This window comes from Haladaptatus halobius (assembly GCF_020618475.1).
Taxonomy (GTDB): domain Archaea; phylum Halobacteriota; class Halobacteria; order Halobacteriales; family Haladaptataceae; genus Haladaptatus; species Haladaptatus halobius.
In genome coordinates, this window is sequence record NZ_CP085335.1 from 2,156,046 (window position 1) to 2,182,685 (window position 26,640).

General features: G+C 63.8%; 33 protein-coding genes and 1 tRNA gene. 15 read left to right on the forward strand and 19 right to left on the reverse strand.

The window, feature by feature from the left end:
* Positions 1–102 precede the first annotated feature (102 nt).
* The 4 genes from LIW51_RS12595 (at position 103) to LIW51_RS38545 (ending at position 2,423) form a co-directional block, all read left to right on the forward strand.
* A complete protein-coding gene (locus LIW51_RS12595) occupies positions 103–606 on the forward strand; it encodes a VanZ family protein (RefSeq protein ID WP_227374465.1) in 504 nt (167 codons plus the stop codon).
* Between the two features lie 15 nt (positions 607–621).
* Positions 622–1,692: an archaeosine biosynthesis radical SAM protein RaSEA gene (locus LIW51_RS12600; protein ID WP_227374466.1), complete on the forward strand. Its 1,071-nt coding sequence runs from the start codon at positions 622–624 to the stop codon at positions 1,690–1,692.
* A 76-nt stretch (positions 1,693–1,768) separates the two neighbouring features.
* On the forward strand, positions 1,769–2,116 hold the full coding sequence (locus LIW51_RS12605; protein WP_227374467.1) for a hypothetical protein: 348 nt from the start codon (positions 1,769–1,771) through the stop codon (positions 2,114–2,116).
* Positions 2,117–2,300: 184 nt separating this feature from the next.
* Positions 2,301–2,423: a hypothetical protein gene (locus LIW51_RS38545; RefSeq protein WP_255766670.1), complete on the forward strand. Its 123-nt coding sequence runs from the start codon at positions 2,301–2,303 to the stop codon at positions 2,421–2,423.
* Between the two features lie 181 nt (positions 2,424–2,604).
* On the opposite strand, the gene LIW51_RS12610 is transcribed toward LIW51_RS38545, so the two are convergent.
* Both LIW51_RS12610 and arcS read right to left on the reverse strand, forming a co-directional pair.
* On the reverse strand, positions 2,605–3,429 hold the full coding sequence (locus LIW51_RS12610; RefSeq protein ID WP_227374468.1) for a GNAT family N-acetyltransferase: 825 nt from the start codon (positions 3,427–3,429) through the stop codon (positions 2,605–2,607).
* Between the two features lie 64 nt (positions 3,430–3,493).
* Positions 3,494–5,245 (reverse strand): archaeosine synthase subunit alpha, encoded by a 1,752-nt coding sequence (arcS, locus tag LIW51_RS12615; RefSeq protein WP_227374469.1) that lies wholly within the window; start codon positions 5,243–5,245, stop codon positions 3,494–3,496.
* A 409-nt stretch (positions 5,246–5,654) separates the two neighbouring features.
* On the opposite strand from arcS, the gene LIW51_RS12620 reads away from it, so the two are divergent.
* Together LIW51_RS12620 and LIW51_RS12625 are read left to right on the forward strand one after the other, a co-directional pair.
* Positions 5,655–6,038 carry an outer membrane protein assembly factor BamB family protein gene (locus tag LIW51_RS12620; protein ID WP_227374470.1) on the forward strand — a complete coding sequence of 128 codons (384 nt, stop codon included), beginning with the start codon at positions 5,655–5,657 and terminating at the stop codon, positions 6,036–6,038.
* Positions 6,039–6,112: 74 nt separating this feature from the next.
* Positions 6,113–6,526: an outer membrane protein assembly factor BamB family protein gene (locus LIW51_RS12625; protein WP_227374471.1), complete on the forward strand. Its 414-nt coding sequence runs from the start codon at positions 6,113–6,115 to the stop codon at positions 6,524–6,526.
* An 8-nt stretch (positions 6,527–6,534) separates the two neighbouring features.
* On the opposite strand, the gene LIW51_RS12630 is transcribed toward LIW51_RS12625, so the two are convergent.
* The 4 genes from LIW51_RS12630 to LIW51_RS12645 form a co-directional block, all read right to left on the reverse strand.
* On the reverse strand, positions 6,535–6,702 hold the full coding sequence (locus LIW51_RS12630) for a hypothetical protein (RefSeq protein WP_227374472.1): 168 nt from the start codon (positions 6,700–6,702) through the stop codon (positions 6,535–6,537).
* Positions 6,692–8,164 carry a tRNA guanosine(15) transglycosylase TgtA gene (gene tgtA, locus LIW51_RS12635; protein ID WP_227374473.1) on the reverse strand — a complete coding sequence of 491 codons (1,473 nt, stop codon included), beginning with the start codon at positions 8,162–8,164 and terminating at the stop codon, positions 6,692–6,694. The genes LIW51_RS12630 and tgtA overlap by 11 nt, the downstream gene beginning before the upstream one ends.
* Positions 8,165–8,205: 41 nt before the next feature.
* A complete protein-coding gene (locus LIW51_RS12640) occupies positions 8,206–9,621 on the reverse strand; it encodes a GntP family permease (RefSeq protein ID WP_227374474.1) in 1,416 nt (471 codons plus the stop codon).
* A 138-nt stretch (positions 9,622–9,759) separates the two neighbouring features.
* Positions 9,760–10,311 carry an NUDIX hydrolase gene (locus tag LIW51_RS12645; RefSeq protein WP_227376803.1) on the reverse strand — a complete coding sequence of 184 codons (552 nt, stop codon included), beginning with the start codon at positions 10,309–10,311 and terminating at the stop codon, positions 9,760–9,762.
* 167 nt (positions 10,312–10,478) lie between these two features.
* Between LIW51_RS12645 and LIW51_RS12650 the strand changes: the two genes are divergently transcribed.
* Entirely contained in the window at positions 10,479–12,284 is a 1,806-nt protein-coding gene (locus LIW51_RS12650) for a hypothetical protein (protein ID WP_227374475.1), read from the forward strand.
* 82 nt (positions 12,285–12,366) lie between these two features.
* Here LIW51_RS12650 and LIW51_RS12655 read toward each other — a convergent pair whose 3' ends face one another.
* From LIW51_RS12655 to LIW51_RS12665, 3 genes are all read right to left on the reverse strand, one after another.
* Positions 12,367–12,738, reverse strand: a complete 372-nt coding sequence (locus tag LIW51_RS12655; RefSeq protein ID WP_227374476.1) for a VOC family protein — start codon at positions 12,736–12,738, stop codon at positions 12,367–12,369.
* Positions 12,739–12,880: 142 nt separating this feature from the next.
* The gene (locus LIW51_RS12660; protein ID WP_227374477.1) at positions 12,881–13,333 is read right to left on the reverse strand and encodes a DUF2243 domain-containing protein; all 453 of its coding nucleotides are present in this window, start codon (positions 13,331–13,333) and stop codon (positions 12,881–12,883) included.
* Positions 13,334–13,396: 63 nt separating this feature from the next.
* On the reverse strand, positions 13,397–14,119 hold the full coding sequence (locus LIW51_RS12665) for a profilin-fold protein (protein WP_227374478.1): 723 nt from the start codon (positions 14,117–14,119) through the stop codon (positions 13,397–13,399).
* Between the two features lie 123 nt (positions 14,120–14,242).
* On the opposite strand from LIW51_RS12665, the gene LIW51_RS12670 reads away from it, so the two are divergent.
* Both LIW51_RS12670 and LIW51_RS12675 read left to right on the forward strand, forming a co-directional pair.
* Positions 14,243–14,470: a hypothetical protein gene (locus LIW51_RS12670; protein WP_227374479.1), complete on the forward strand. Its 228-nt coding sequence runs from the start codon at positions 14,243–14,245 to the stop codon at positions 14,468–14,470.
* 140 nt (positions 14,471–14,610) lie between these two features.
* The gene (locus tag LIW51_RS12675; protein ID WP_227374480.1) at positions 14,611–15,327 is read left to right on the forward strand and encodes a class I SAM-dependent methyltransferase; all 717 of its coding nucleotides are present in this window, start codon (positions 14,611–14,613) and stop codon (positions 15,325–15,327) included.
* 147 nt (positions 15,328–15,474) lie between these two features.
* On the opposite strand, the gene LIW51_RS12680 is transcribed toward LIW51_RS12675, so the two are convergent.
* Both LIW51_RS12680 and trmY read right to left on the reverse strand, forming a co-directional pair.
* Positions 15,475–15,547 (reverse strand) — tRNA-Pro (locus LIW51_RS12680).
* A 50-nt stretch (positions 15,548–15,597) separates the two neighbouring features.
* Positions 15,598–16,194: a tRNA (pseudouridine(54)-N(1))-methyltransferase TrmY gene (trmY, locus tag LIW51_RS12685; protein ID WP_227374481.1), complete on the reverse strand. Its 597-nt coding sequence runs from the start codon at positions 16,192–16,194 to the stop codon at positions 15,598–15,600.
* A 122-nt stretch (positions 16,195–16,316) separates the two neighbouring features.
* Here trmY and LIW51_RS12690 point away from each other — a divergent pair, with 122 nt between their 5' ends.
* On the forward strand, positions 16,317–16,901 hold the full coding sequence (locus LIW51_RS12690; RefSeq protein WP_227374482.1) for a hypothetical protein: 585 nt from the start codon (positions 16,317–16,319) through the stop codon (positions 16,899–16,901).
* Here the strand turns inward: LIW51_RS12690 and LIW51_RS12695 are convergent, their stop codons facing one another.
* Positions 16,902–17,813, reverse strand: a complete 912-nt coding sequence (locus LIW51_RS12695; RefSeq protein WP_227374483.1) for a glycosyltransferase family 2 protein — start codon at positions 17,811–17,813, stop codon at positions 16,902–16,904. It abuts the gene before it with no gap.
* Positions 17,814–18,105: 292 nt separating this feature from the next.
* Positions 18,106–19,317 (reverse strand): sugar phosphate nucleotidyltransferase, encoded by a 1,212-nt coding sequence (locus LIW51_RS12700; RefSeq protein ID WP_227374484.1) that lies wholly within the window; start codon positions 19,315–19,317, stop codon positions 18,106–18,108.
* A gap of 59 nt (positions 19,318–19,376) precedes the next feature.
* Here LIW51_RS12700 and LIW51_RS12705 point away from each other — a divergent pair, with 59 nt between their 5' ends.
* The 3 genes from LIW51_RS12705 (at position 19,377) to LIW51_RS12715 (ending at position 22,085) form a co-directional block, all read left to right on the forward strand.
* Entirely contained in the window at positions 19,377–19,577 is a 201-nt protein-coding gene (locus LIW51_RS12705; RefSeq protein WP_227374485.1) for a hypothetical protein, read from the forward strand.
* A gap of 429 nt (positions 19,578–20,006) precedes the next feature.
* Positions 20,007–20,723, forward strand: coding sequence for an outer membrane protein assembly factor BamB family protein (locus LIW51_RS12710; protein ID WP_368411738.1), 717 nt, complete (start codon positions 20,007–20,009; stop codon positions 20,721–20,723).
* Between the two features lie 66 nt (positions 20,724–20,789).
* Complete coding sequence (locus tag LIW51_RS12715; protein WP_227374486.1) at positions 20,790–22,085, forward strand: tRNA pseudouridine(54/55) synthase Pus10; 1,296 nt, start codon at positions 20,790–20,792, stop codon at positions 22,083–22,085.
* A gap of 20 nt (positions 22,086–22,105) precedes the next feature.
* Here the strand turns inward: LIW51_RS12715 and LIW51_RS12720 are convergent, their stop codons facing one another.
* The 3 genes from LIW51_RS12720 to LIW51_RS12730 form a co-directional block, all read right to left on the reverse strand.
* Positions 22,106–22,669: a YciE/YciF ferroxidase family protein gene (locus tag LIW51_RS12720; protein ID WP_227374487.1), complete on the reverse strand. Its 564-nt coding sequence runs from the start codon at positions 22,667–22,669 to the stop codon at positions 22,106–22,108.
* A gap of 113 nt (positions 22,670–22,782) precedes the next feature.
* Positions 22,783–23,109, reverse strand: coding sequence for a DUF5789 family protein (locus tag LIW51_RS12725; protein ID WP_227374488.1), 327 nt, complete (start codon positions 23,107–23,109; stop codon positions 22,783–22,785).
* Between the two features lie 138 nt (positions 23,110–23,247).
* Positions 23,248–23,451 carry a hypothetical protein gene (locus tag LIW51_RS12730; RefSeq protein WP_227374489.1) on the reverse strand — a complete coding sequence of 68 codons (204 nt, stop codon included), beginning with the start codon at positions 23,449–23,451 and terminating at the stop codon, positions 23,248–23,250.
* Between the two features lie 47 nt (positions 23,452–23,498).
* Here LIW51_RS12730 and LIW51_RS12735 point away from each other — a divergent pair, with 47 nt between their 5' ends.
* Entirely contained in the window at positions 23,499–24,263 is a 765-nt protein-coding gene (locus LIW51_RS12735) for a WD40/YVTN/BNR-like repeat-containing protein (protein ID WP_227374490.1), read from the forward strand.
* Between the two features lie 76 nt (positions 24,264–24,339).
* Here the strand turns inward: LIW51_RS12735 and LIW51_RS12740 are convergent, their stop codons facing one another.
* Entirely contained in the window at positions 24,340–25,002 is a 663-nt protein-coding gene (locus tag LIW51_RS12740; protein ID WP_227374491.1) for a helix-hairpin-helix domain-containing protein, read from the reverse strand.
* A 39-nt stretch (positions 25,003–25,041) separates the two neighbouring features.
* On the opposite strand from LIW51_RS12740, the gene rnhB reads away from it, so the two are divergent.
* A complete protein-coding gene (gene rnhB, locus LIW51_RS12745) occupies positions 25,042–25,707 on the forward strand; it encodes a ribonuclease HII (RefSeq protein WP_227374492.1) in 666 nt (221 codons plus the stop codon).
* 213 nt (positions 25,708–25,920) lie between these two features.
* Here the strand turns inward: rnhB and LIW51_RS12750 are convergent, their stop codons facing one another.
* Together LIW51_RS12750 and LIW51_RS12755 are read right to left on the reverse strand one after the other, a co-directional pair.
* Complete coding sequence (locus tag LIW51_RS12750; RefSeq protein ID WP_227374493.1) at positions 25,921–26,115, reverse strand: hypothetical protein; 195 nt, start codon at positions 26,113–26,115, stop codon at positions 25,921–25,923.
* Between the two features lie 21 nt (positions 26,116–26,136).
* Positions 26,137–26,640, reverse strand: coding sequence for a hypothetical protein (locus tag LIW51_RS12755; RefSeq protein WP_227374494.1), 504 nt, complete (start codon positions 26,638–26,640; stop codon positions 26,137–26,139).

Genomic DNA, 26,640 nt, shown 5'->3' on the forward strand with positions numbered 1-26,640 from the left:
ACGTTGCGAGAGGGCGAAGTTTGCTATCGGGTCGGTAAATTAATTTGCGTCGTTTCGCCTCGTTTTATCTATCAGTTCGGGAACTCACCGACGACGCCCTGCTTGCACGTCGATGAAACGATTAGTTATTCGATAACGGAGAACATTCGGACGACGGCTTTTTCAGGACGCTCGCCAATCGAACGGAACGTGTATCGAGTTCCGTCACGCGCTCGCTGGGTCGTCTTCCTCGTCGTCGCGGCCGTCATCTGCTACTTTTCGGTGTTCACGACGCCCGACGGCGGCATCACACCGACCGGGGCGCTCGGACTCGTCGGTACGGACAAGTGGGTTCACGCGGTCGGCTACGGGGGTCTGGGTGCCGCGCTGGCGGGCAGGCGCACTCACGGTCGCGTGGGGGGCGAGCGCGAGGCGCTCGTGTTCGCGGTCGCGGGCGCGACCGGCTACGGCGTGGTGATGGAGATAGCGCAGTTGACCGTTCCGCTTCGACACGCCTCGGTCGCGGACGCCGTCGCCGACGCAGTGGGGGCGACGGTGGCCGTCGCGGTCTGGTGGACGGTTTCGCGGACGGTCGCCCGGCGAGACGAAGCCGATTTACGCTCGTAGCCGTTCTTCCCGACAATGAGCAAGCCGAGTCCCGAAGGGTACGAACAGGGCAAGGGTATGGACGCCCACAACGCGGTGATGCGCGATATTCGCGCGAAAAAAGAGAAACATTACGACCCTCACGAGCCGACGCGGGTGTGGCTGGACGAGGACAACACGCCGGACGGCGTCTACCAGAGCCTCACCATAATCCTCAACACGGGTGGCTGTCGCTGGGCGCGCGCCGGGGGCTGCACGATGTGCGGCTACGTCGCCGAATCGGTCGAAGGTGGGAGCGTCGCCCACGAGGCGCTGATGGATCAGATCGAGGTCTGTCTCGAACACGAGCGCGAGGAGGCCGACGAGAAGAGCGGTCTCATCAAGATATACACCTCCGGGTCATTTCTGGACGAGCGCGAGGTCGGCGCTGAGACGCGCCGGGCCATCGCGGAGACGTTCGCCGACCGCGACCGAATCGTGGTCGAGAGCCTGCCCGATTTCGTGAAGCGAGAGAAGTTGGAGGACTTCACGGGCGTCGGTCTGGAGACCGACGTGGCCATCGGGCTGGAGACGGCGAACGACCGCGTGCGCCACGACTGCGTGAACAAGTACTTCGACTTCGAGCAGTTCGTCGAGGCGAGTGAACACGCCGAGTCGGTCGGCGCGGGCATCAAGGCATATCTGCTGATGAAACCGCCCTTCCTCTCGGAGCGCGAGGCGGTACGGGATATGAAAGAGTCCGTCCGCAGATGCGCCGAGTACGCCCACACCGTCTCGATGAACCCGACCAACGTCCAGCGGTACACGATGGTCGACGAGTTGTACTTCCGGGACGGCTACCGCCCACCTTGGCTCTGGAGCGTCTGCGAGGTGCTACGGGACACCGCCGCCGCGCCCGCCATCGTCGTCTCCGACCCCGTCGGACACGGGAGCGACCGCGGCCCGCACAACTGCGGCGAGTGCGACGACCTCGTGCAGAAAGCCATCAAGGACTTCGACTTGCGCCAAGTCCCCTCCGTGTTCGACGAAGTAACCTGCGAGTGCGAACACACGTGGGAGGCGGTCGTGGAGCGCGAGAAGAGCTACAACCTCCCGCTGGCCCGATAAACGGGCATCTCCTACTCCGTCTTCGGTCGTCGTCTCGCTCGTCGTCAACGCGAACTCGACCGTTCGGGTCTTGTCGGTGGCGTTCCGACCCAAAGGGTGTGCGAGGCGTCGTCCGATTCGGACGACGCCTCGCCGACCGCGAACGCGCGGAACTGTTACGTCAGGCCACCGGAAATCCGGCAAAGCCATCGGCACGCCGCGTTCGACATCGCCGACGCTCACCTCGCGCGCTTCCGGCGGGGACGGACTGGTCGTCGGGTCGGCGGTCGAATCGGTGGTCGAGTCGTCGACCGAACCGTCGGTTCCCGTCCGGTCGATGTCGGACGAGAGACAACCGGCGACCGAGAGGGTCAGTGTGGCACCGCACGCTCGGAGCGCGTCGCGTCTGGAGGGCATCGAGTCCCTCTCGTTTGACTACCGATAAATGTCTTCTGTCACGTACACCCGTCGAACTGCAGTTCGACGGGCGTAAGCGGTGCCTACCGTCGTAATACTCGCCGAATAACAAAATCCTCGTCCGTCTTCCGTGTCTCAGGGGACGGTACGTCGATGCCCACGACGAACCGTGCGATCGCGTCTCGATCACCGACCCCGACGTGGAGCCGAGCATGTCAGATAACCTATCAGAATGGGAAACCGTCTTCTGCTCGAACGGCTGGGTCGAGATTCGGAACCCGGAGCGCGTAGAGCAGTGGATAGCGACCGACTCTCCGACCGAGGTGCGACGATGACGGTCGCCGGGCCGGTCGTCCTCTGGCCGCTTCTGGTGGTGTTCGTGTGGGGGCTTCTCGTGGGCGCAGTGTGGATGCTCCTCGTCGCACACGGGCGACGAAACGAGGAGTAACACACCGTCAAGACGGGTTTTCTGACCGTTCCGGCGGGAGTAGATGATCACCGACCGCCGAAATCGAGTTACAGTTCCCGTGCAGTCATCACTTCATCCACGAATTCGTCGCCGACGAGGTAGTGATCCGCCCGAACCGCCTCGGTCTCCCAGCCGTGTTCCTCCAGTAACTCGATCGCCGTTTCGTTCGTCGCCGGAACGCTCTGGTACACCTTCTGGTAACCCGCGTCGCGCGCCCAGCCCATCGCCCGCTCCAGCAGGTGGCCGCCGACGCCGCGTTCGCGGTAGGGTTCTCGAACGCCGACCGTCAGTTCGGCGATGTGTCGCAGTTTGTCGAGTTCCGGGGCGTCCACGTGCACCCAACCGACGATTTCGCCGTCGTCATCGCTTTCGGCACCCTCGTCGCCCACCTCGTTCAGGGTCGCCACATAGAACATCCGTGACTGGCGGTCGTTGTGGCGCAACAGCGCGCCTTCGTCGTCGATGTCCGCTGCGACCTGTTCCGCGGATATCGACGCGCCTTCGTCCGCGACCTCCCGAATCGCGGTTTCGATGCCTTTCCAATCTGACTGGCGAGCCGGGCGAACTCGGTACGAGAGGTCGCCCTCCTCGTACGCCTCGGCACCTTCGTCCAGCACGAGGTGGAGCGTATCGTCGCGCTCCTCGAGGTGTCCGGCGTCCACCATCTCGGTGACGTGTTCGCGGAACTCCTCGGGCGGAATGCGCGTCTTCGGCTCCGTCGTTCCCGAGCGCGCCGGTTTCGATCCGGTCGGCGAGTCAATCCGCACCGCGTCGCGGGCTTCCTCGACGGTGACGGCACCGCGCTGTTCGACCTGCTCGTAGATGCGTCGGTGAACGGTGTCTTCGAATTCGATGTCGGCAGGCGCTCCCATACGAGAGTGTACCCACGCGCAGAAGGTTATTATTTTTCGCCCGATTCGGACTACTCTCGCTCGATCACTTCTCTTCGATGTGGCGCACGTCCGTCGCGACGCCGCGCGTCGATTCTACCATCTCCGACCCCGCCATCTCCGCGCGTCCGACGGCGAACGCCTTCGGCCCTTCGACGACCACCTCGTCGCCGACGCGGATGTCGTCGTCCGCGTCCACGACGCCCGGTGCGAGGACACTCCCGTGGGGCGCGAAGGCGTCTATCTCGACCCGCTTTTCCGGCGCGTCGCTCTCGACCCACCGGCGAGCGCCCGCCAGCGTGAACGAGAGCGTGCCGTACTGGGGAACCATCGCCGCGAGCTGTTCGCCCTCCGCGTCGTGAACGCGGAGTTTGGGGTAGCGACTCTGCATGGTGATGTCCGAGAAGAGGTCGTCGCCCGCCCCGTCACCGAACTGGTAGTCCGCGATGGCCCGGACTGTGTTGTGCTGGCGCTCGCGCTTGCCGTACTTCAACTCGCCCGATAGCTCGCTGGCGAGGTTGCCGAGCGATTCGGTGCTCGTCGGGTGGCCCTCCACGGTGTACTCGAACGACAGGTCGAGCGCATCCTCGACTCGTTCGCACACGTCGCGGTAGCCCTCGTCGGGGACGTGGGCGACGACCTTCGGGTATTCGTTTCGCTCCAGATAGCGTCGCAGGACTTCGGCGACGAACCGCTTTTCGTCCTCGCTCCAGCGCCCGGTCACCACCGAGTCGTAGTGTTGGGCTGGATAGGTGAGTTCGAGTTCTTGGGGCACGACGCCGATGGGACTCGTCATCGACACCTTGTGCGCCTTGAACTGGATGGCGTCGTGGTACTGGCCGTGGCTCTGGGATTCACTGTAGGGTTTTTTCGCCGAGCAGGGGACGAGCACCAGCGGATTCCGGAATCGGTTGCGGTAGCGCGTCGTCACGCGGTCGGCGAATCGCTGGATCTCGACTCGGCGCAGGGAATCTTCCGTCGCCGCCGCGAGTTCCGTATTTCGAACGAGGGGCGTCCGCCGTTCGAGGTAGTCCCACTGCTGGTCAAACTCCCGGAACGCGGCGGTGAGCCACTGGTCGTGGCGGGCCTGTCCTTCGATGTAATCCCGGAGCCGCCCCGCCCGGATGCGCTCGCGGACGACCGCCAACTCGGCCCGGAGCGCGTCGACGTTGTGTTCGACGCAGTGCTCGCGGGTGAACTCCTCCACCGTGCGCCGGCAGGCCGGACAGGAACAGGGGAGTTCCCGCAGTTCGTCAAGATGGTACTCGCCTTCCGTCGTCAGGTACTTCCCCTGCGTTCCCTTCACCACGGCCCGATCCACGTCCACGAGGTCGACCCCGGCGTAGACCAGCGTCGCCACGTTCCGCGGCGTGGCGACCCCGGAGAGCAAGAGTGCGCTGTCCGACGGAATCGCCTCGCGCGTCTCGATGACGGCGTCCTTGAACCCGACGCCGTGGCCGACGAACCCGCGGGCACCCGAGAGCACGTAGGCGTCCGTCCCGAAGTTCCCCGCCGTCTCCGGCGCGACCACCGCCGCGCTCGGGTACTCCACGTCCGGGTAGTCCACCGCGAACGACTCCATCACTTCCTCGTCGGTGCCGCTCGGGAAGGCGCGGTGGGGCAGGACGGTCAGTTTCGACTCGTCGCCCTCCGGCAGTTCGCGCTCCTCGAACCAGAGGCTCCCTGCGTCGTCCAGAACGCCGTCAGCGAGTCCCGGCGTCGTCACGGACTCGGTGAGGCGGAGTTCCCCGATGCGGGCCGCCCCGTCCCTGTCGTGAACCTCGAAGTAGTCGGTCATGCCCGAATCTCGGGGAAGCGGATTGAACTATCTTGCGTAACTCCGCGGGACGACGCGGCTCGCGGAGTTCGGCGTCGGCCGCACGTTTCAAAATTTGAATATTTATTGCGAAACGGAGAAGCGTCGAACACGATGCCCTCCATCCCCTCCGACCGCGAGGCCGGTATCTCGCGGCGGCGACTGCTCAGACTCTGCACCGCGAGCGTCAGCGTCGGTGCGGCCGGAAGTTACGCGGCGGCGACGAAGCCGTGGAAATCGAAACCAGAACCGACCTGCGACGCGCTTCCGCTCGTGACCGACCCGACCGACTGGCCGGTTCCCGACTACGACAGCGCCGGGACGAATCACGCTCCGGCGCGGAGCGCTCTGCGCGGGAAACTAGGCCGAGCGTGGCGAACCGAGTGGGATATTGAGAACTTCGGCCGGCCCGTCGTCGCGGATGGGGCAAGTGTACGTCACGGGCTACGAGGGTTTCCGCGGGAGAGATGTCGTCACCGCGTTCGGTCTCGCGGACGGAACCCAACGGTGGCGAGCCGAGATGGAGCAAGAACAGACGACCGAACTGTCCGTCGTCGGCGACTACCTCCTCTACGAAGGCAGCAGCCGAAAGTACGGACAGGGCGTGGTCGCGTTCACTGCAGCGGACGGAACCCCGCGCTGGAGCGCCGCGACCGACCGAGTTTGGCACTCGTGGCCGGTCGTCGGCGGCGGCTATCTCTACTTCTGCGAGCACTCCGTGCGACACGACGAGACGGTGCTCGCGGCCTACTCGGTCGGCGGGAGGGAGTGCTGAACGCGGCGTCTCGCCCTGAAAGAGGGTCGAACCCTGGTCACGGACGGTCGTCGCCTCTACCTCGGCGGGGACGGGTGTTCGCGGTCAACCGCGAGAACGGCGAACATCGCTGGCGCGCGGACGCGAAGGATTTCACCATTGCGAGGGCGGTTCGGGACGGTCGCCTGTTCGTCACGTCGCTCGACGGGTGGCTGGCCGAGTTCGATGCGAAAACCGGCGAACGACTGTGGCAGAAGGAGTCGGAGAACGATTCCGCGGGCGGAACGGACTACGAAAGCGTCGTAATCACGCCGACCGCGCTCCTCGTCCGTGAGCGAGTGCGCAGCGCTTATCCGGATCGCGTCAGGGCCTTCGACCCGAAGATGGGCGACGTACTGTGGACTCTCAGCCCCGACGAAGGGGGACCGCTTCTCGACCGCTTCTGGTACACCGGGCCGGTCGCCGCGGGCGACGACGCGTTTGTCTGCGAGAACTGGCGCGATGGCTAATCGTCCCTTCACAGACTCGACGTCGAAACCGGCGAGAAGCGAGAAACCGTCCTGCTCGCTTCGTACGCGCTCACGACGCCCGTCGTCAGTCGAGGGGTTCTCGTCGTCGGTTGCGACGACGAACTCGTCGCGTACTCCGACGAGACGTAAGGTGTCGGTTGCGAACTACGCGTCACTCAATTCCACGACGCGAACCGACTCGGGAACCAGCGCCAGCGCCGATTCGGGCCAGTCGTAGTGAGCCAGCGTGAACTCGCACTCCTGATTCTCCGCGACCAGTCGCGCCACCCCGCGGGCCGCCGACTCGTACCCGGCGCCGTCCATGCGCTCGGGAATCTCCGCGGTCAGAGGGTAGGTCTCCGAGAGCGCGCGGGGGAACGGACCGAAAGGTGGAACCACCCGCCACGATTCGTCGTAGTTCTTGCTCGGGTTGCCTTCCGTCAGGAGCACACGACCCTCCGGATTCAGCCGGAAGAGTCGCTCGCGGTGGCGGAGCACTTCGGGTCTGGCGGCGCTCTCGCCGGAGAGGTAGAAGAAAGCCCCTTTCGAGGCGGGGTCGGCGCGTTCGAGCTGCGCGGCGTGCGCCCCGAGCGCGCGATACCCGTCGAGCATGGCGGGGTGGGCGCGGGCGCGGTTCTCCACCAACTCGAAGAGGTCGCCCGAGCGAATCGCCTGCTTGATGGTGCGGATCTCCTCGAACGTGACGTGGAGATTGTGCTCGGCCAGCAGTTCCTCGCGCTCCCAATCGTCGAACTCCCGAAGTTCGTCGGGGGTGTAATTCGCACAGATGGGACAGGAGCAAGGGAAGTATTCGAGGTCGTCCAACTGCTTCGTGCCGCGAACAGTTAGGTAGCGGTCGTCGCGGGCGTACAGCGCGTAGGCAGCCGAATCGAACAAGTCACAGCCCATGGCGACCGCCAGCGCGAACATCATCGGGTGGCCCGCGCCGAACAGGTGAACCGGGGCGTCCGCGCCCAGTCCGCGCTTCGCGGCGGCGACGACGTCCACCATGTCGTCGTACCGGTACTCGTTCATCAGCGGAACGACCGCGCCGACGGGGAACACGTCAAGCTCCGTGTCGTAGGCGTGTCGACCGGCCTTCTCGCGGAGGTCGGCGTAGGTCGACCCCTGTACCGGCGCGTTGACGAGCATCTCGCCGACGTCGACGGTCGCCGCGAGTTCGAGGCGCTCCTGCGTCGTTTCGAGTTCCGATTCGGCCCGCTCGCGGTCGACGTCGGGTGGCGTCGGGATGTCCACCGGCGTCCCGATGTCCGAACCGACGTCGTGCTGGAACCGGAGAATCTCTTCGGTCGTCACGCTGATCTCGCCGTACTCGGCGAGTTGGAACGACCCGGAGTCGGTCATGATGGCCCCGTCGAAATCGAGGAGTTCGTGGAGGCCTCCGTCGAGCGCGTCGTCGCGGAAATCCTCGCTCTTGTAGAGGATGTAGGAGTTCGTGATGAGGATCTCCGCGCCGAACTCCGATTCGAGCCGGGACGGGTCGACCGTCACCACGTGGGGGTTGACGACCGGCAGGAGGGCCGGCGTCTCGACCGTCACGCCGGCCCGTGGGACGGTGAGTTCCCCGATTCGACCCCCTCCGTCCTGCGCGCGAACCTCGAAGATGTCTCGTTCCATTACCGCGGCGTACCCGCGGCGGTGGCGTAAGAGTTCCGCTGTCAGGCCAGCGGAACGACCGACGACAGCAGAAGGACGGTGACGAGCCCCGTCACCGAGATGATGGTCGTCAGGACGGTCCACGTCTTCAGCGTCTCGACCTGCGTCAGGCCGCCGATCTCCTTGACCAGCCAGAAACCGCTGTCGTTGTACCACGAGAAGATATTTCCGCCCGCGCCGATGGCCATGACGAGATATGCCGGATTCACCGTGAGCTGGCCGGTCAAGGGGGCGACGATGCCGGCAGTGGTGAGCATGGCGACCGTCGCCGACCCCTGTGCGACGCGAACTGCGGCGGCGATGACCCACGCGGTCACGAGTAGACCGAGTCCGAGGTCTTTCAGCCCGGCAGAGATGTAGTTGCCGACGCCCGCGGCTGCAAGCATCGCGCCGAAGGCGCCGCCGGTCGCGGTGATGGCGGCGATGTTGCCGCCGTTCTTCAGCGCCTCGGTGAGTTCGTCCGACCACGCGGGTTGCGAGATATCCCTCGTCCGCAAGTAGGTCAGCGCCGCGACGACCGCAGCCGCCGTCAGCGCGAAGGTCGAATCGCCGAGGAGCGATGTCGCGGGGGAGATTCCGTTCAGCGTCGACCTCGAGACGGTGGACGTGAACCAGACCGGTAGATCGCCGTACGAGTCGCGCAGCGTCGACGTCGCCGTGTTCGCCGCGACGAGGAAAACCGCGAGCAGTATCGGAAGGAGCGACTCGAATAGCCCCGGAAGCGCGCTCGTCGGGCGCTCCGAAAGCTCCTCCATCTCCTCGCCGGACGTGTCCATTGAGTCGCGCAGCGGGATGTCCAGCCGCTTGTTGATCCAGTGGCCGTAGAGGATGCCCGCCACCAGCGCCGCCGGGAGGGCGACGGCGAGACCGATGAGGATGGTCGTTCCGAGGTTGACGCCGATCTGGGCCGCGACGGCGAGCGGTCCGGGGGTCGGCGGGACGAACACGTGCGTCGTCGCGCCGCCCGCGCCGACGACGACGATGAAGAGCGTGTAGTTCTTCCCGATGCGACTTCGCATCGAGCGCGCGAGCGGAGCCATGAGGTAGAAGACGTTGTCGAAAAACACGGGTATCGACAGCAGGGAACTACTCCCCCAGAGGGCGTACTCGGCGTTGTCGCGGCCGGTCAGCGACGTCGATGCGCGGACGATCCGATTCGCCGCACCGCTCGCCATCATCGACTTTCCGATGACGGCCGCCATCAGGATGGGAATACCGATACCGGCCATCTCCTCTCCGAACGCGCTCGCTATCTTCACGGGTACTTTGCCCGCGGGAACTTGCGGCGCGATGAGACCGACTATCAGCGCGGCGATCATGAGCCCGATGAACGCAGGAAGATCCCAATACACGAGTAAGAGTACGACGGCTACGACGCCGACGATGAATGCTACCAATGGACTGTGCGGATACGCCATACACTCCGAGGGTGAGTCACGACTCCCCATTATAATTTATGGTTATCGAAGGTTGTTTTATTATTATAAATTATAAATTATAGTGTGTGACTAGTTCCTGCGGTGGAAGAACGGTCTCCGGTAGCGTCACCGAGGATCTCAACCGAATACTTCGTAGTAGAGCACGCCGAGCGCGGTTCGACCGTCGAACACCTCGTCAGCCGCGATTTCCTTACGAAGCGCGTCCAACGTAGTCGTCTCCGGACGGATGCTCTCGTTGTGGTCGAGTTCCTGTACGCCCGTCGGCGTGCAGTCGTCAGCCACGAAGTAGTGATGAACCGTATTTGCGATTCCGTTCGCCGGTTCGACGGTGGTGAGATGGGTCACCCGCGCCGCCTCGTAGCCCGTCTCCTCGGCGAGTTCGCGGCGGGCCGCGGAGGCGAGGTCGTCGTCCCCGGGTTCGACGCCGCCGACTGGAAGCCCCCGCGAGACGCGCGACACCGCCTGTCGCCACTCCTCGATGACGACCACGTCGCCGTCCTCGGTGAAAGGGAGCACGACCACGCTCTCGGGTTCCGAGAGATAATCAAAGTCGGTCTCCGTCCCGTCGGGCAGGCGAACATCCTCATGGCGCACGTCAAAACCGGGGCAGGCGTACGCCACGTCCGAATCGAGCGTCTCCCACGCGAGGGGGTCGTCTTCGTCGGCCATACTCGGGTCTTCTCGGGGATGGAAAAAGACGCTCCGGTCTTCCGCGACGGGATAGGCGAATCCTACGCGACGAACGGTCTCGGGAAAGCCGACGTTTCCTGTCGCCACACCGGAAAACGGTTATCGTGATTTATCGCAAAGACCGTTGAATCCACTGTAATCCAGCTATGCAACCGAATCGCGTCAGCCGACGGAGCCTTCTCGCAGCGACGGCGGGGGTGGTCGGTGTGGGGGGAATCCGTACAGAAGGGAAACAGGAGACGAACCACATCGTCATCTTCGGCGGCAGTTCCGACACCATCATCGAGTACGGACTCACGGTGAGCGGACGCCTGCGAAAGAGCGGGCGAAGCGGCGGCGCACCCATCGCCGACCGGCACGTCACCGAGGATAGCGAAGACACGATTTCGGACGGGGGTACCCACGCCAGCGGGACGATCGCCGGAGGAGGGGACGCCTATCGGTACTCCGGTCGGATCATTCGATTCCGGGTTTCGCCGTCCTCAGGTCGGGCGGGCGAAACCAACGTCTATCGCAACGGCCGGCGAGTCCGGTCGGACGAACTCGGCGAAAATCCTGCCGCGGACGCGCCCATCGAATTCGTGAACTGCGACACGGCGCGAGTGACCGGTAGTTTCCGGAGCGTCCGGATGCACACAAGTTTCTGGGACGAGTCCGGCCTCGGGACGAACATCCTGTTCGAGGGGCCCGTCAGCGGAACGACCACCATCCACCCGACGGCGGCGCACGACCCCTATCCCTTCGCCATCGACACCGTGAGCGTCGACATCCGAGAACTCCAGACGCCGGGACAGCCCGCGAAGTTCACGGCCGACAACCCTTACGCCGGTCCGTGGTGTCGGGAACGAGGACTGCCGAATCACCTCGTCGTCTTCGGCGGGAGTCCTCAGAACGTCGTTCGCTACCGGTTCGCCGTGAGCGGACAGATACGAAAGAGCCGGGAGAACGGCGGTGCGCCCATCACAAACCGACATGTCACCATCGACGACGAGGACCACATCTCCGGCAAGCGCGTCCGCGGTGCGGTCGCTGGGGGTGGCGACGCCTATCGCTTCTCCGGCGAACTGACGCGGTTTCGGATGGACGGCGACGCGACCGTCTACCTCAACGGGCGGCAGATTGAGCCGGACGGTGGAGGAGGGGGCGACAAACCGGGTGACGGAGAAGAACCGACGAAGCGAATCGAGTTCCTCAACTGCGACCGAGCGCGGGTGACCGGCGAGTTCGAGCGAGTCGCCATCAGCACGACGTGGTATGCGTCGGACGGACTGGCGACCTCCTACAGCGAAATCGGTCCCGTGAGCGGACGGACGAGAATCGACGAGACGAACGTGGGCGACGTGGCTGGAGTCACGGGATTCGCCATCACGGACATCGCCACCTTCGAATCGGGAGCCGCGGAACCGACGATTTCGAAGCGCCACCCGAATCTGAACGCCTGTCTTCGGCAGGTTCGCCCGGCGAAGGTGTCGGCGTCCGTGGAAGGCTGTGCCGCGACCGGCGGCAGGGGCGACGTAACCTTCGGCTACGAGAATCCGAACGACGAGGCGCTCCTCGTCCAAAGCGAACTCGTCGGCGCGAGTTCGACCGCGCCGCCCGACACGCTGAATCCGGGGCGGCACACCTTCACGGCGCGCTGGAACCCGTCGAGTCCCGACGACCGACTCCGCTGGCGACTCGATATGCGCCCGTTCGGCTACGAGAGGCAGATTACCGCGACCGGCCAGACCGCCGCCGAGTGCGGTGTGATGACCGATACGGCGACGACCGACCGAACGACGAAGGAGACGACGGCAGAGGGAGAGGCGACCGAACGGTCGGATCCCACGACGGAAAAACCCGAGACGACCGCGAAACCGGCGACTGAGGAATCCGAGACGACGACCGGAAACTCCGAGCCGTCGACCGAAAATCCCACCTCGGCGACCGAGCCATCGTCGGAACCCACGTAATTCGTCGTCTGGTGGAAAATGAGCAGGGATAAGCACTGAAGGGAGTCGAAGACGAAAGTCGGTAGGGTGAAAAACAAGTCGCTCAGTTCCGCTGGCAGGCCATCAATCGGTTTCCATCGGGGTCTTCGAGGGTGACGAACGTGACAGTCCCGATGTTCTCCGGCCCCATCACGACCGGAATCTCTCGCTCTTCGAGGAACTCGTGGGTCGCATCGATGTCGTCCGTCCAGAAGTAACACAGCGATTGCGAGGAGTTCTCGACGGGTCGGTTGGCGTCGAGAAGGAGTCCCACGTCGCCTTTCATCTCCACGTCGTAGATGGTTCCTTCGTGGCTCGCCTCGTCCCCGTCCGTCGGCAGGTCGAAGAGGTCGGAGTACCACTCGATCGCTCGCGGCATGTCGGAGACTGGGACGAATACGGTTCCGATTCGGTTCTCGATTGGGGATTTCGGCATCGCCCGTCGATTCGCAGGACGGTGACATAACTGTGCGCGAAGCGGAGAGTGAAAGTGAAGGAGGACGCAAAATCCGTCGAGTCCGTCGAAACGCTGGCGGTCGATTCGCGGCGAACCGACCGCGGCGTTCGCGGTTGCGCGTCTACCTCGTCAGTACGAGGATTCCGAGACCGAGAAGGAGGAAGCTGGCCCCCACCCAGTGGGGGTTCAGCGCACGAGTTCCGTGGACGGCGTCGTGGACGTGGAGGAGGTAGTGGTCGACGATTCCGTCGAAGACGTTGAAAGCGCCTACGCCGACGAGAACACTTCCGAACAACCGCACCGTCGAGTGCGCTTCGTCGGAGCGGTTGAGCGCTCGCCAGATCATCCCACCGCCGAGGGACATCACGCCGAGCATGGCGAGCGAGAAGATGCCGTCGAAATACACGTTCGTCCGCAGACCGGCGACCGTCGAGGGCGCGTAGATACTCGATAGAAGGTGGTGCCACTGAAGGATGAGGTGGAACACGATGACGTCGAGGAGCGCTCCGAACCCAACGCCGAGTATTCCACCGCCGAGCAGTACGGCGTTCCGGCGCTTGCTTTCGGAATCCATACCCGAAACAGGGGACTCAAACCGAAAATCGCCGCGGCCGACGTGCGATGTTGTTCGACCTGCTCAGAGCGAAATCTTCGAGAGATCCGCTTCCAAGTCATCGACGTGTTCGTTGAACGCCTCCACGAATCGACCGAACTCCGGCGCGAGTTCCCGGAGGTCGGGTGCCGACGGCGGTTCGTACTGCGAGACGAGATACGTTCCGCCCTGCCCGCCGATACGGAGGTAGGACGCCCTTCCTTCCTCCCATTTCAACTCCCATCGCTTTCCATCCACCCGTGTCGAGTACGTCCCGTAATCGACGCCCTCGTAGCGGTGTAGTTCGACCGATATCGCGTCGGCCACCTCGCGGATGCGTCCGACAACGCGGTCGCGCTCGGCGACGACCGTATCGGTCGAGGCGACCGCGGGGAACTCGACGGACACGTCGTCCAGCACGCCTTCTTTCGATTTGACGTGCCGGTTGTACGCCTCCACGAATGCGTCGTAATCTCGCATCGTGGTGGCGAGGTCGTCCGGTTCCGGCGGCTGTTTGGACGAGACGACGTAGGTTTCGCCGCCCGGCTTGCCCTCGAATCGGAGGTACTGGATGTCGCCAGCCTCGTACTTGAGCGTCCACTCTCCGGCGTCCGTCCGAAACGTCGATTGGCCGTAGTCTCCACCTTGGAGGAGCGCGAGTTCGCGCGCGATTTGCCCCGCGTGCTCCGTGACCGCCGCGACGACCTCGTCCCGGTGCTCGGCGACGCTGGCGGTTTCGGAGATGTCGAATCGGATACCCTCGGTCATCTCTGGCGCTAGGGTCGTGGCAGGGATAACGGTAGTGACTCGGGTTGGGGACGGAGAAGAGGGAGCGTTTCTCGCACTCGACCGAACCTTCATCGTAGATACATTTATGCTTCGGTGAACCTATTGGTAGGGATAGATTTCTCACCGAGCGACCGAGAAGTACGGTTGGGGGTCATCGTCGGGTCGACCGCCGTCTTCCTCCTCTACGTCGCGGTCACGTGGTTCACGTCCGACGGCAGACTATCCCCGGTGGACTTCCTGCCGGGAATTCTGTTGATACTTCCCATCGTCATCGTGCTCTGGGACGTCTATCGCGGCGATGACGGCGAGTCGGAGTCGGCAGCGCAGTAGAATCGTTCTGTTCGTCTTTCGGCTCGCGACACCGACGACTCGCCGTCGGTCGGCGTTCGTTGGGTGCGGAAAAGTAGCAGGTCGGGATGGAAACGTCGGAACCGGTACAATTAACGTGTGAAAAGGCACACAAGTACGTTATGCCACCCGACGAGAGACCCGTCACGGAGGACGCCTATGACGAACTGTCGGGAACGTACAGAGCACACGAAGACGATGCCTTCTGTGCGGAGTTGGAGTTTCCCGCGATGACGGAGCTCGTTCCGGACGTGGACGGAAAACGAATCCTCGATGCGGGCTGCGGATGCGGTCGGTACGCAGAGTGGTTGCTCGACCGAGGGGCGGAGGTCGTCGCAGTCGACGCGAGCGAGGGGATGGTCGAACAGACCGCGAAACGGGTGGGCGACCAAGCGGACGTTCGTCGAGCCGATCTGGAACAGTCGCTCGACTTCGCGGAGAACGACGAGTTCGACGGCGTCGTCAGCGGTCTTTCACTCCACTACGTGGAAGACTGGCGGCGGGTTTTCGCGGAGTTCGCTCGCATCCTCCGACCGCGCGGATTCCTCGCGTTTTCGACCCATCATCCGCTGGACGACTATCTCGCTTTCGAAGACGTGAACTACTTCGAAACCGGGCGGGAGTGCATGACGTGGTCAGTCTCCGGCGAGCCGGTCGACGTTCCGTTCTACCGCCGACCGTTCTCGGAGGTCGTCAATCCGCTCGTCGAAACGGGGTTTCGACTGGACGAACTGGTGGAACCCAAGCCCACGGCGGCGTTCGAGAAGAAAAACCCGGAATCGTACGAGAAGCGACTACGACGACCGATATTTCTGTGCGTTCGAGCGTCGAGACAGTGAAAGCGGTTCGGCGTAGATTCGAACTCGCCGAGACGTGCTCGCTTCGTTGTGCGTGTCTTCCTTGCCCGAATCTGCTTGGCGTCATTCACCGTGCTCCTCCGCGACGCCTCGCTGTCGCTCGGCGTTCGTCGAATGCGGGAAAGGTAGTGGGCCGGCGCAGATTCGAACTGCGGTTACGGCCACCCGAAGGCCGAAGGATACCAGGCTACCCCACCGGCCCGCAAATCGAACATGGCGACACCTGCCTTTAACGGTTCCGGAACTGCGGCGTCAGTAGTCGGTGTAGCCCCGCGTATCCAGATAGTTATGCGCCACCGTCATCGCGTGATTTCCGTGCAGGAGCGACGGCCCCAACCGAACGCGCTCGTCAGACGCCTCGGCCAGCAGGCCGGCCTCGCTGTCGGTGAAATCGCCGTGGTCGGAGAGCACGAAAAGCGGATTTTCTGGTGGTTCGACGTCGACCACCGGCGTTCCGTCTTCGTGGAGTTCTATCACGGTCGCGTCCTCGCTCGCGTCGGTCAGCACCGCCTCGAAGTCGCGCTTCGAGACGTGGACGCCGGGCGTGCTCTCGGCTTCCATGTGACCGATGGCTTCCGATTTAACTTCGAGGGCCTTGCGGATCAGTGCCGCCGTGCTTCGCTCGTCGGGGTTGAGCCTGCGGAGTTCGCTCCCTTCGAATCGGATGGTCAGTTCGTCCTGCAGGACGAGAAAGAGGCGAACGTCGCTCCGGAAATCGTGCGAGAGGAAGAAGGCGCTGTTGACGCATCGGCAGAGGGCGTCGAGTCGCCCCGCTCCGCCCGCGAGGTCGTCGAGCGAGAAATCGGGCGTCGTCGGAGCATCGTGGCCGATGACGATAAACTGTCGCATACTCAGCGGGTCGGGGCGGGTGCGTAAGTCGCTTTTCTTCCGGGTCGCCACAGTTCTTATCCGACTTCCGTACGTGGATTCGATAGCTCGGAGACGCCGACGAGAGAGCGAGGAGAACCACGATGTCCGAAGGAAAACACACGCGACGCGCCTTCCTCGCGGGGGTCGGTGGTGTGGTCGGCACCGCCCTCGCGTCGAAGGCCACGATGGCACAGAAGCGAACGACCAGACAGATGCTCGTCCCGAAGTCACAGCCCTTCGAAGGGAACTACGTCGGACAGTTCGTCATCGTCGCGGACGCCAAGAAAAAGCAGGTGAGTCCCGACGTGGTGACGAACTGTCAATTTCCGAACTGGAAGCCGGAGAAGACGCAGGTGTACGACGCCACGCTCGTCGACCGACTGAGCGATTCGCCGCAGTCCGTGCGAACCGAGATATTCATGAACGGGACGAAGCGGACGATTCGAGTCGGACAGCCGTTCATCATCAGCAATGCCGTCTCGTGCTCGAACGAGTACGTCGGCCTTGAAGCGCAGTCGGTTCCCACGTCCGCCGCCGACGGCGGGTCGATGGGACCGACGGTGCCAGGAACGAACGAAGGAAGCGGTGAGACGACGAATCGATCCGGGCAGTCCGGATTCGGCGTGCTCGCCGCCGTCGCGGGAGTCGGTGGCGCGGGATTACTGCGCGCGGTTCGGTCGGAGTGACTACTTCTCTCCCTCGCCGAAGTGCTCGTATGCCCAGCCCGCCGTCGCGGAGAGGCGTTTCAGATACGCGATGAGAAAGAGTAGGACGACCTCGTGTCGCGTCAGCGACGCCGCCTCGGTCACGCGCTTGTAGAATCGAATCGGATGCGGCGGCAGGTAGTTTCGCGGGTTCAGGACGCTCGGCTTCTCGACGCGCTCGGGGTGATATCGCTGCATCTGCGCCCGACCGCGACCCAGTCGAAAATGCTTCTTCAGGAGCGACGGGAGCGACGACCGGGCGGGATGGTACATCGTGATGGCGGGCTGGTAATGTTGGTCGAAACCCGCGTCGTACACCCGATTGCCGAACTCCTGGTCTTCGCCCGAGAAGAGGCGCTCGTCGAAGTTCCCCACTTCGTCGAACACCTCGCGCCGAACGACGAGACAGCCAGTTCCGGAGAACTGCTGTTCTTCGATGTACTTTCGGATCGGAAACCCGAATATCTGGTTGTACTTGGCGGTGAGCGTGTCCTTGCCGTCTTCGATGTATATCTCAACGTCACAGCCCATGTAGTCCCACTCGTTGGTCTCCATCGACGCGACGGCGTCTTCGAGCCACGTCTCCTCGACGGTCATATCGGCGTCGATGAACGCCAACAGGGAACCGTTCGCGTGGTCTATCGCTTCGTTCCGCGCGGCGGCAGGTCCCTGTACCTCGTCTTCGACAAGCAGTTTCACGAGGTCGGGGAACCGGTCGCAGTACCTCCGGATGACGTCTCGGGTATTGTCGGTCGAACCGTTGTCGACGACGAGTACCTCGTACGCCTCGTGCGGACACGTCTGATCCGTGACAGCATTGAGAGTCATCCGAATGCCTCTGGGGTCGTTGTAAACTGGAATGATGACAGAGACAAACGACCGCTCGGAAGCCATATCGTCACACTGTTCTAGCACGCTTATAGCCCCTTCGATTCCGCAGACGCCGCTCCTACGACGCGTAGAACGCGCCTCTGTAGCGTCCACTCGTTCCGACGCTTCACGCCGGCAGAACTGTCACGTCCTTGTCGTTCGTCGTCGATACCCTGCCCGCCGGTTCTTTCGTCTAGTCTTCGTGTCATCTGAGACGCTACTTCTACGCAGTCGCTCGTTGTCGCCTGATTTCTGAGAGAGTCGTGGGCGATGCTACTCCGGAACTGCGCATAAAAATTATGGCAGGATAGGTGGGTCAGCGAACTATCGTCGCGCCCTCTTCGACCGTTCCGCCGACTGACACGCCCGGGCCGATGCGCGCCTCCGGGCCGACGAGCGTTCCCGGAGCGAAGCTCACGTTACCCGCGACCTGAACGCGGTCCGCGAGTAGGGCGCCGAGCTGCTGGTCTTCGAAAATCGAACCGTTCACGCGCACGTCCGCGGGGCCGCCCGGAATCGTGGTTCCGGGGCCGAGAGAGACGCTCTGGCCGGTGACGCAGTTGACGAGTGTGGCGGACGCGCCGACTCGGGTGTCGCTGTCGAGGACGGTTCGCTCGACGACCGCGTTCGAACCGACGGTCGCTCCTCGCCCGAGTGCGGTGTAGGGGCCGACGACCGCACCGGGGTGGATGTCGCAGTCCGGCCCGACGACGACGGGCGGTTGGAGCACTGCCGAATCGTGGACGCGGGCGGAGTCTGCGATCCAAAGTCGGTCGTCGCGCCGAGGTTCGGAGACACGACCGCGGACGAGCAGTTCGTGAGCCACGTCGAGCAAATCCCACGGATAAGTCGCGTCCACCCAGAGACCGTCCGTGACGACGCCCCGAACCGCGGCGTCGGTGGCGAGGAGCCGGCCGAGTGTGTCGGTCAGCGCCAGTTCACCCTCTGCGCTCGGCGTCGCCTCGATGGCGTCGAAGATCCGCTCGTCGAAGGCGTAGACGCCCGCGTTGAGGAGGCGGTACTCGTCTGACGTGGGTTTCTCGACGATTTGGCGCACGCGGTCACCGTCCATCACGACCGCGCCGTACTCCGCCACGTCGGCGCGTTCGATGACGGCCAACGCCGCGGCGAAATGGTCGCGTTCCGCCGCGTGCTCGCCGAACGCCTCGCGCACGTCGGCGACCATCTCGGCCTCGATTATCTGGTCACCGTTGACGACGAGAAACGCGTCGTCCACGTCGTCGCGGGCCGCGAGCAAGGCGTGCCCGCTTCCGAGCTGTTTGTCCTGTTCGGCGTAGGAGATGGCCACCCCGCGATAGTTCGAACCGAAGTGGTCGCGCACGCGGTCGCCTCGATACCCCACGACGAGATGGATTCGGTCGACGCCCGCGTCCACGAGCGCGTCGAGGACGTATTCGAGGATGGGCCGCGTCGTCGCGGGAAGCATTGGTTTCGGGCGGTTGCGAGTGAGCGGACGGAGTCGCATCCCCTCACCGGCGGTCAACACGACAGCTGAACTGACGGTCATGGAGTCCCTGTCAACGACCTCCGATTTCAGCGTTCGGGACGGTAGTGCGGGGGCAGGAGATGCTTAATTCGGCAGCGGGAGCGTTCGTCCGCGGATTTCGTCCGATTCGCTCGATTCTTCTATGGCTACCGATTCCGGTCGCGTTTGGCGTTCGAACCCCCGTCGGAATCTCCACCGATGGTTCCACCGACTCGACGAACGTTCATCTTCGGACACAGTTGATTTATCGAACACTTAACGCGGCCTCGGAGCGAGCGTAACAGTCTCCGTTATTGGATAATAAACTGATATTAATGTTGTGAATTAAACTATCGTGAGTTGCGTCAGTCGGATGAGTCCGAAATCGGCACAGGCACGCGAACCACACCATGACTACGACACTGAATGATCGGAGAGGAACGGAATGAATCGCAAGCGAGCAGACGTCGGCGTGTTCTTGACCCTGCTCGTCGTCTCGTCCGCGTCGTTCGTCGGGGCGACGGCACAGGACTGAAACACGAGTTTCGGCGCGCGCGCCGAATCGGTTCCGGCCGTCGCTAACAGGACGGCCTACACGTCAGTAATGACCGACGCCGACCTGCCCGCGACCGGTCGAATCGTCGCCTACGACACGGCGAACGGCGAGCGGCGCTGGACGAGCAAGAAGGTCGGGCGCAGCGACCGGGTCACCCGCCATCAGCAACGGCACGGTGTACGTCTCGACGCGCGGCACGCACCACGATGGTTACGAGGATTACGGCGGTCTGTACGCGCTCGACGCCGACATCGGCGACGAGAAGTGGAAGTACGAGACCCCGGCAATACACCTGTCGGCACCCACGGCGGGTAACGACACGGTCTACGTCGCCGGGAAGTTCTTCAGCAAACTGGAGGACACCGACGACATTGTCCGACCGGCGGTGCCCGCCGTCTACGCCCTCGATGCGAACGACGGCGACGAACGCTGGAACTACTCTATTCGGGAAGCCGGGTATCTCACTCCGTACTCCCCCGTCGTCGCCGACGGGAAGGCGTACGTGACCGTCCGCGAGTGGAAGAGCGTCTACTCCGACGAGAGCGAACTGTACGCGCTCGAATCGAGCGACGAGAAGCCGCTGCGCGACCATCAGGTCGCCGAAGAAGAGCCGGAAAACCCGCGAGTGACCATCGAAACTGCCCCGAAGGACGCTGAGAACCGCACCTTCGAGGAGAACCAAACCGTCGTCCTGCGGGCGAACGCGTCGACGGCCGAGAACGACGAGATCCTTCGGTACGAGTGGGACGTGGACGGCGACGGCGAGTTCGAGAGAAGCGGAAAGAAGATCACGGTCGGCACCGACTTCTGCGGCGAGCGAACCGTCACCGTGCGCGTCGTGGACGACGACAGGTTCACCGGAGAGGATTCGATGACACTGACTCGCGGCTGACATCGCACCGCACCTTTTTTCGACCGAATCGGAAACCGGTTTACCGCCCGACTCCCACGGATGGATATGGACGTACTTTCCGCGGCGCGGCGGGTCATCGAGGAAGACCCGGTGTGCGACGCCTGCCTCGGTCGCCAGTTCGCCGACCGGAGCTTCGGGCTGACGAACGCCGAACGAGGTCGCGCACTCCGTATCGCGGTCGCGGTCGAAGACGACGAGGATTTCGAGGAGCCGGACGAGGAGTGTTGGATCTGCGAAGGTCTCACCGACGAATTCGAGGCGTACGCCGAGCGGGTCGCCGACGCCCTCTCCGGCGTCCAGTTCGAGACGTATCAGGTCGGGACGCGCACACCGCCGCTCATCGAGGAGAACGAAGCGCTCCTCCGCGAGTTGGCCGAACTACCCGAGGACGCGGGCGAACCGTTCAAGTCCGAGTACAACCGCGAGGTCGGCAAGCGGGTCGGGAGGCTCACCGATACCGAGGTCGATTTCGAGCGCCCGGACGTGCTCGCGCTCCTGAATATCGAACGGGGAGACGTGGACGTGCAGATAAATCCGGCGTTCGTCTTCGGCCGCTACCGGAAACTAGAGCGCGACATCCCGCAGACGAAGTGGCCCTGCCGGGAATGCGGGGGCTCCGGCAAGCAGCTCGCCGAGGGCGGCGGCGAAGAACCCTGCGACTACTGCGGCGGCAGCGGTTACCTCTACGACGAGAGCGTCGAACAGCTCACCGCGCCGCCCGTCCTCGAAGCGATGGACGGCGAGGAGGCCGTCTTCCACGGCGCGGGCCGCGAAGACGTGGACGCCCTGATGCTCGGGACGGGGCGACCCTTCGTCGTCGAAGTGAAAAATCCGAAACGGCGCACCCCCGATACGACCGCCCTCGAACGGGAGGTCAACGATTTCGCGGACGGGAAGGCCGAAGTCGAAGCCCTCCGCCTCGCCACCCACGGGATGGTCGAGCGCGTGAAGGAACTCGACGCGAGCAAGACCTACCGAGCGCAGGTCGAGTTCGACGAATCCGTCGCGGAAACCGACCTCGCCGCCGCAATCGAGGACCTCGACGGTGCGACCGTCGAACAGTTCACGCCGAACCGAGTCGACCACCGGCGGGCGAGTCGCACCCGCGTCCGCCAGGTATACGACGTCGACGGCCATCTCGAAGACCCGACCCACGCCGAGGTCGAAATCCACGGCGGCGGCGGCCTCTACATCAAGGAACTCGTCAGCGGCGACGAAGGACGAACCAAGCCGAGTTTGGCCGGCGTGCTCGGCGTCGGAGCCGAAGTGACCACGCTGGACGTCGTCGCGGTGGAGGGCGAAGACGAGGCGTTCGACCCGCCCGAGTATCTACTGGAGTGACCGCCGCGGCGTGCTCGAAATCAGACCATCGAATCTTCGTCGCCGAGTTCGTCCAGTATCGACTCCATCTGCTCTCCCGTGGCGAGTTCTTCGAGGGTCGCTAACGCGTCTCGCTCCTCGTCCGCGTTCTCCTCCAGCGGGTCGACCGTCTCGTTCGGGAGGTCGAGCGCGCCGGCCAGTTGGAGCAGACTCTCGTACCCCTGTATCTCCAGCCGTTCCACTTTCGTCGCCGCGTCGAGGTAGAACGGGTTCCGGAGTGCGTCGTTCAGGATGATGTGGTCGAACTGCTCGACCTCCCGGAGGAGTCCGTCCAGCGCCGAAACCTCGCGCTCCCTGGAGTCCGGCCGAGTCGGAAGCGCGTCGAAGACGCCGTCGAGGCGTTCGACCTGCGCTTCGGTCTCCGCCGCGTGTTCCGAGAAGGCGTCGCTAACCGACTCGATGAACTCGGTCGGCGTCGTGTCGTCCAGCGAATCGACCATCGCGTTGTCCGCCAACGCCGGCAGTTCGTCGACGAGTCGCGTTTCGACGTAGTACATTCCCCGCAGTTCGTGTACGAACAGGTCGTACAGTGTTTCGATGTTCACGGTTCCCCACCGTATCTTCGCTCACTGCCAGCATCTATAACCGTTCCGTCCGACCGCCTTCCGTTTCGAGCGGACTCCGCGGTTCGGTTCGTCGGGCGGTTTCGGTCTCACCCTCAGAACGATACTTTCGGGTTGCGCTCCTCGCCCATCACCGGCGGGTCGCGGTCGCTGTACCGAGGTCGTCCGACGGCGCTCCGCCGAACCCCGTTGAGGATGGCGAGTTGGAGGTCATCCGCGTTCCGGTACGTCTCCTTGCCGGAGGTGTTGAGGATGCTCTCCAAGCTCTCGGTGCCGCCGCCGGAGTACTCGACCACCACGTCGCCGTACAGGTCGACTATTTCGTCTGTCGTCGCGGGAAGCTCGTCCCCGTCGAACAGGTCGTAGACGCGGTTCATCGAAAACGGGCGAAGCTCGTCGGTCGCGTTCGGTTCGGAGTTCATCGTGAACTCACATCGCCGTCGACGTGGATAGGCGTTCGGGCTAAACGACCTATCGCTCCTAGCAGAGTTGCGGCTCCGAGAATTACCGTCTATCGGCATCGATGAACTACTAAACGACGGCAGAATGAACAGTCAGATTTATGAACTAACAAGGTACGAGCCAGGCGAACGACGCTCATGCTCGTTGTAGGAAGCGACGACGGCGTCTACAGGATCGCCGGCGTCCGCGAACGGGGAGGGACGGCGGCCGAAAAAGTGCTCGACGCCGAACAGGTGTTTCGCATCCGCCAGTTCGACGCGCTGGAGGGGCTGTTCGTGACCGCGAAGTCGGGGCTGTACCACTCGCCGACGGAAGCGAGTGGACGGCTCTCCCGTTTCCGGAGGAGCAGGTGTACGCGGTCACCGCCGACCCATCGGGCGATGGGCTGTACGCCGGGACGCGACCCGCCCGGCTGTTCGTCGCCGAGTGCGACTCGGCCGTCCCGTCCGACGCGCAGGTCTGGGAGGTGGTCTCCGGGTTCCGGGAGTTGCGGGAGCGGATCGACTGGGGCCTCCCCCGCCACGACGGCCTGGCTCAGGTTCGGAGCCTCCGGACGCATCGGGGAGCACCCGACCGAATCGTCGCCGGTATCGAGGTGGGTGGAATTCACGTCAGCGACGACCGCGGAAAGATCTGGACGACCAGATGCATCGACGGATTCGACGCGCCCCACACGGACGACATTCATCACGTCACGATGGAGGATGGCGAGACCCTGGTCGCCTCGACGGGCAGCGGACTTTACCGCTCGACTGACGCCGGGCGGACGTGGGCGCGGCTGGACAAGAACCACCGCCAGCGATACTTCCGCGAGGCGTTCGTTCACGACGGCAGTATCTACGCCGGCGGCGCGCTCGGCTCCTCCTCGTCCTGGGAAGAGGGTGACCACGCGCTGTTCGAGTGTCACGATGACGGAGCCCTCGAAGAGGTGCCATCGCCGATCCCGGACGAGGTAGCCGTCGGGTGGTGTGCGGTCGACGACGACGTCCTAGCCGCGACCCACCGAGGGACGCTGCTTCAGCGCCAACCCTCGGGCTGGCGAGCGGTCGGGACGGTACCGACTCCCGGGAGCGTACGAGGCCGGTACCTCCCCCTGTCGTGGTACGCGCCTTGACCACTACCGGAGGTCGCCGAACGTGTGCGTTGGATTCATCGTTCGTTTCAACCGCTGCGGATTCCGACGGAGTCGGCTACGTCTCATTTCCGGTAGAATCGACGGTGTCTTGTATCGTCTCCCGAATCGTCCGCGCCCGTTTCTCGCCGATACCCTCGATGGCGAGCAGTTCCTCGTGCGACGCCGTCGCCAGCGCCGCCATCGTCGGAAACGCTTCGTAGAGCGCGTCGGCTGTTTCGGGACCGATACCGTCGATACAGCCGTACATCCGCTTCGTCGTCGGCGTGGTTCGTCCGGTCACGGTTCCGGCGGGGAGCGGGCGCGCGCTCGGGTCGGTCGCGTGCTTGCGTCCGAGTCGCACCGCCACGTCGACGAGTCGTTCGAGATCCGAGCAGGGGATGACGGGGGTGCCAAGCCGCGCGGTTATCGACGCCATCGACCCGTGGAAGACGGCGGGGCGGATTCCCAGTTCGGGAACGTCCGTCAGATTTCCCTCGAGCAGAACGTACGCCTGCCGGTACCCATCTACCATCCTCGTCGCTTGGTCGCGCAAGTCCACCCCCGTCTCGCCGAGGACAGAGCCGACGAAGTCCGAGAGGGTCTTGCGCTCGAAGGCAGTTTCGCCGACCACGATGTCGCCCGCGGTGAGGCGCACGATATCGAGGTCGGTCACGTCTGGATGGTTCCGCAGTTCTCGCACGACCGACGCAGGTTCGCGGTCGTCGACGACGACGTGCATACCCTCCCTTCGTTCCCGAGACGCGAATGAGTAACGACCATGTACGATGGGTGCGTGGGACAGAGCGTGTTCGGCGCAGACGAAGCGGGTAGAGGTCCGGTGCTGGGGTCGATGTTCGCCGCCGCGATCGTAATCGAAGACCCGACGATCCTTCCCGAGGGCATCGACGATTCGAAGAATCTCTCCCCGGAACGCCGCGAGGAACTCGCCGCGATGCTCCGAGGAGACGACGCCATCGCCGTCGGCGTCGCGGAGATTCCGACGACGCACATCGACCACCCCGAGACGGATATGAACACCCTGACCGTCGCGGCCCACGCCGAGGCCATCTCGCGGGTCGCCCGGGACGGAATGCGCGGAGTCGTGGACGCGTGCGACACCAGCGAAGCCAGATTCGCTCGTCGCGTCGCGGAGTGCGTCGAATCGACGGTCGATATCGCGGCGGAGCACGGCGCGGACGAAACGCACGCCGTCGTCGGCGCGGCGAGCATCGTCGCCAAGGTCGAACGGGACGCCCACGTCGCCCGTCTCGCCGAGACGCACGGTTCGGTGGGAAGCGGCTACCCGAGCGACCCGAAAACCCGGCGATTCCTCCGCGAGTACGTCGAGGAACACGGCGACCTACCGGACTGCGCCCGCGCCTCGTGGCGGACGAGCAGGGACGTGCTGGCGGCCCGAGAGCAGTCCGCGCTCGACCAGTTCTGATTTCGAATTCTCGTATTTCGCCGAATGGTTCTTTATCGATGGTTTATAGCGGGCGTGCTGAATGGGAGGCGCGTTCCACGTAAGCGAATCCGGAAGTGACCTAAGCCGCGTAGATATCGAACCCTCGCGAACGTACGTTCAATAATTGATAAAAATAGTGTGCGGAAAAGGGTTGAGGAATATCCTCGGTAATCAGACAAGACTGACCTACGATCACGGGTCGTTCTTTCCACCCCGTTTTTCCGAGACCGCGGAATGAATGGCACTGATAACTCCGAGTCCCCAGAAAATGATGGCAGCAATACCACCGAAGGCAAACAGGTAGAGAACAACGCGGAACAGGTATTCAAACACTGTAATCTCGAGGACCGGGCCGCCGTGCAAAATGACGAAGGATGCAGAGGCCATTCGTGATTCGGGTGGCGTACACTACCGTTCGGCCGCGTTCAAGCCGCGATACGCCATCACGACGCCAACGACGAAGACGATCGTCGCCACGTAGATGGGGCCTAGATGGGTTACCCAGTCGTGGGTGAACGCATCCGCCGTATAGTGCATCGGTAACGCGAGCGCCAGGCCGGTGACGGCAGCGACGACTGCGGTCGCCCACGCCCAGGTGAGCTGCTGGCGCACACCGTACCACGATAAGACTGTGACCGCGACTCCCGTCGAGATGATGAACGCGGCGGTGGCAACGTGCAGGTGGCTGATGTAGTACGCGACTGTTGGGTTCAGTTCGGCTTTCGTCATCCCGTCTAAGGTACTGACTCCCAGTTCGAAGCCGCTTCCCACGAAGTTCAAGACGAGGAATACGATCCCGTATCCGATGAACGCGACGCCCGCGAGCGCCATCAATAGAGAACCGTTCCGAAGCTGTGACCCGAGTTCGACCTGTTCTTCCCGTTCGTCTACGACCGATTGTTTTGTTGCCAT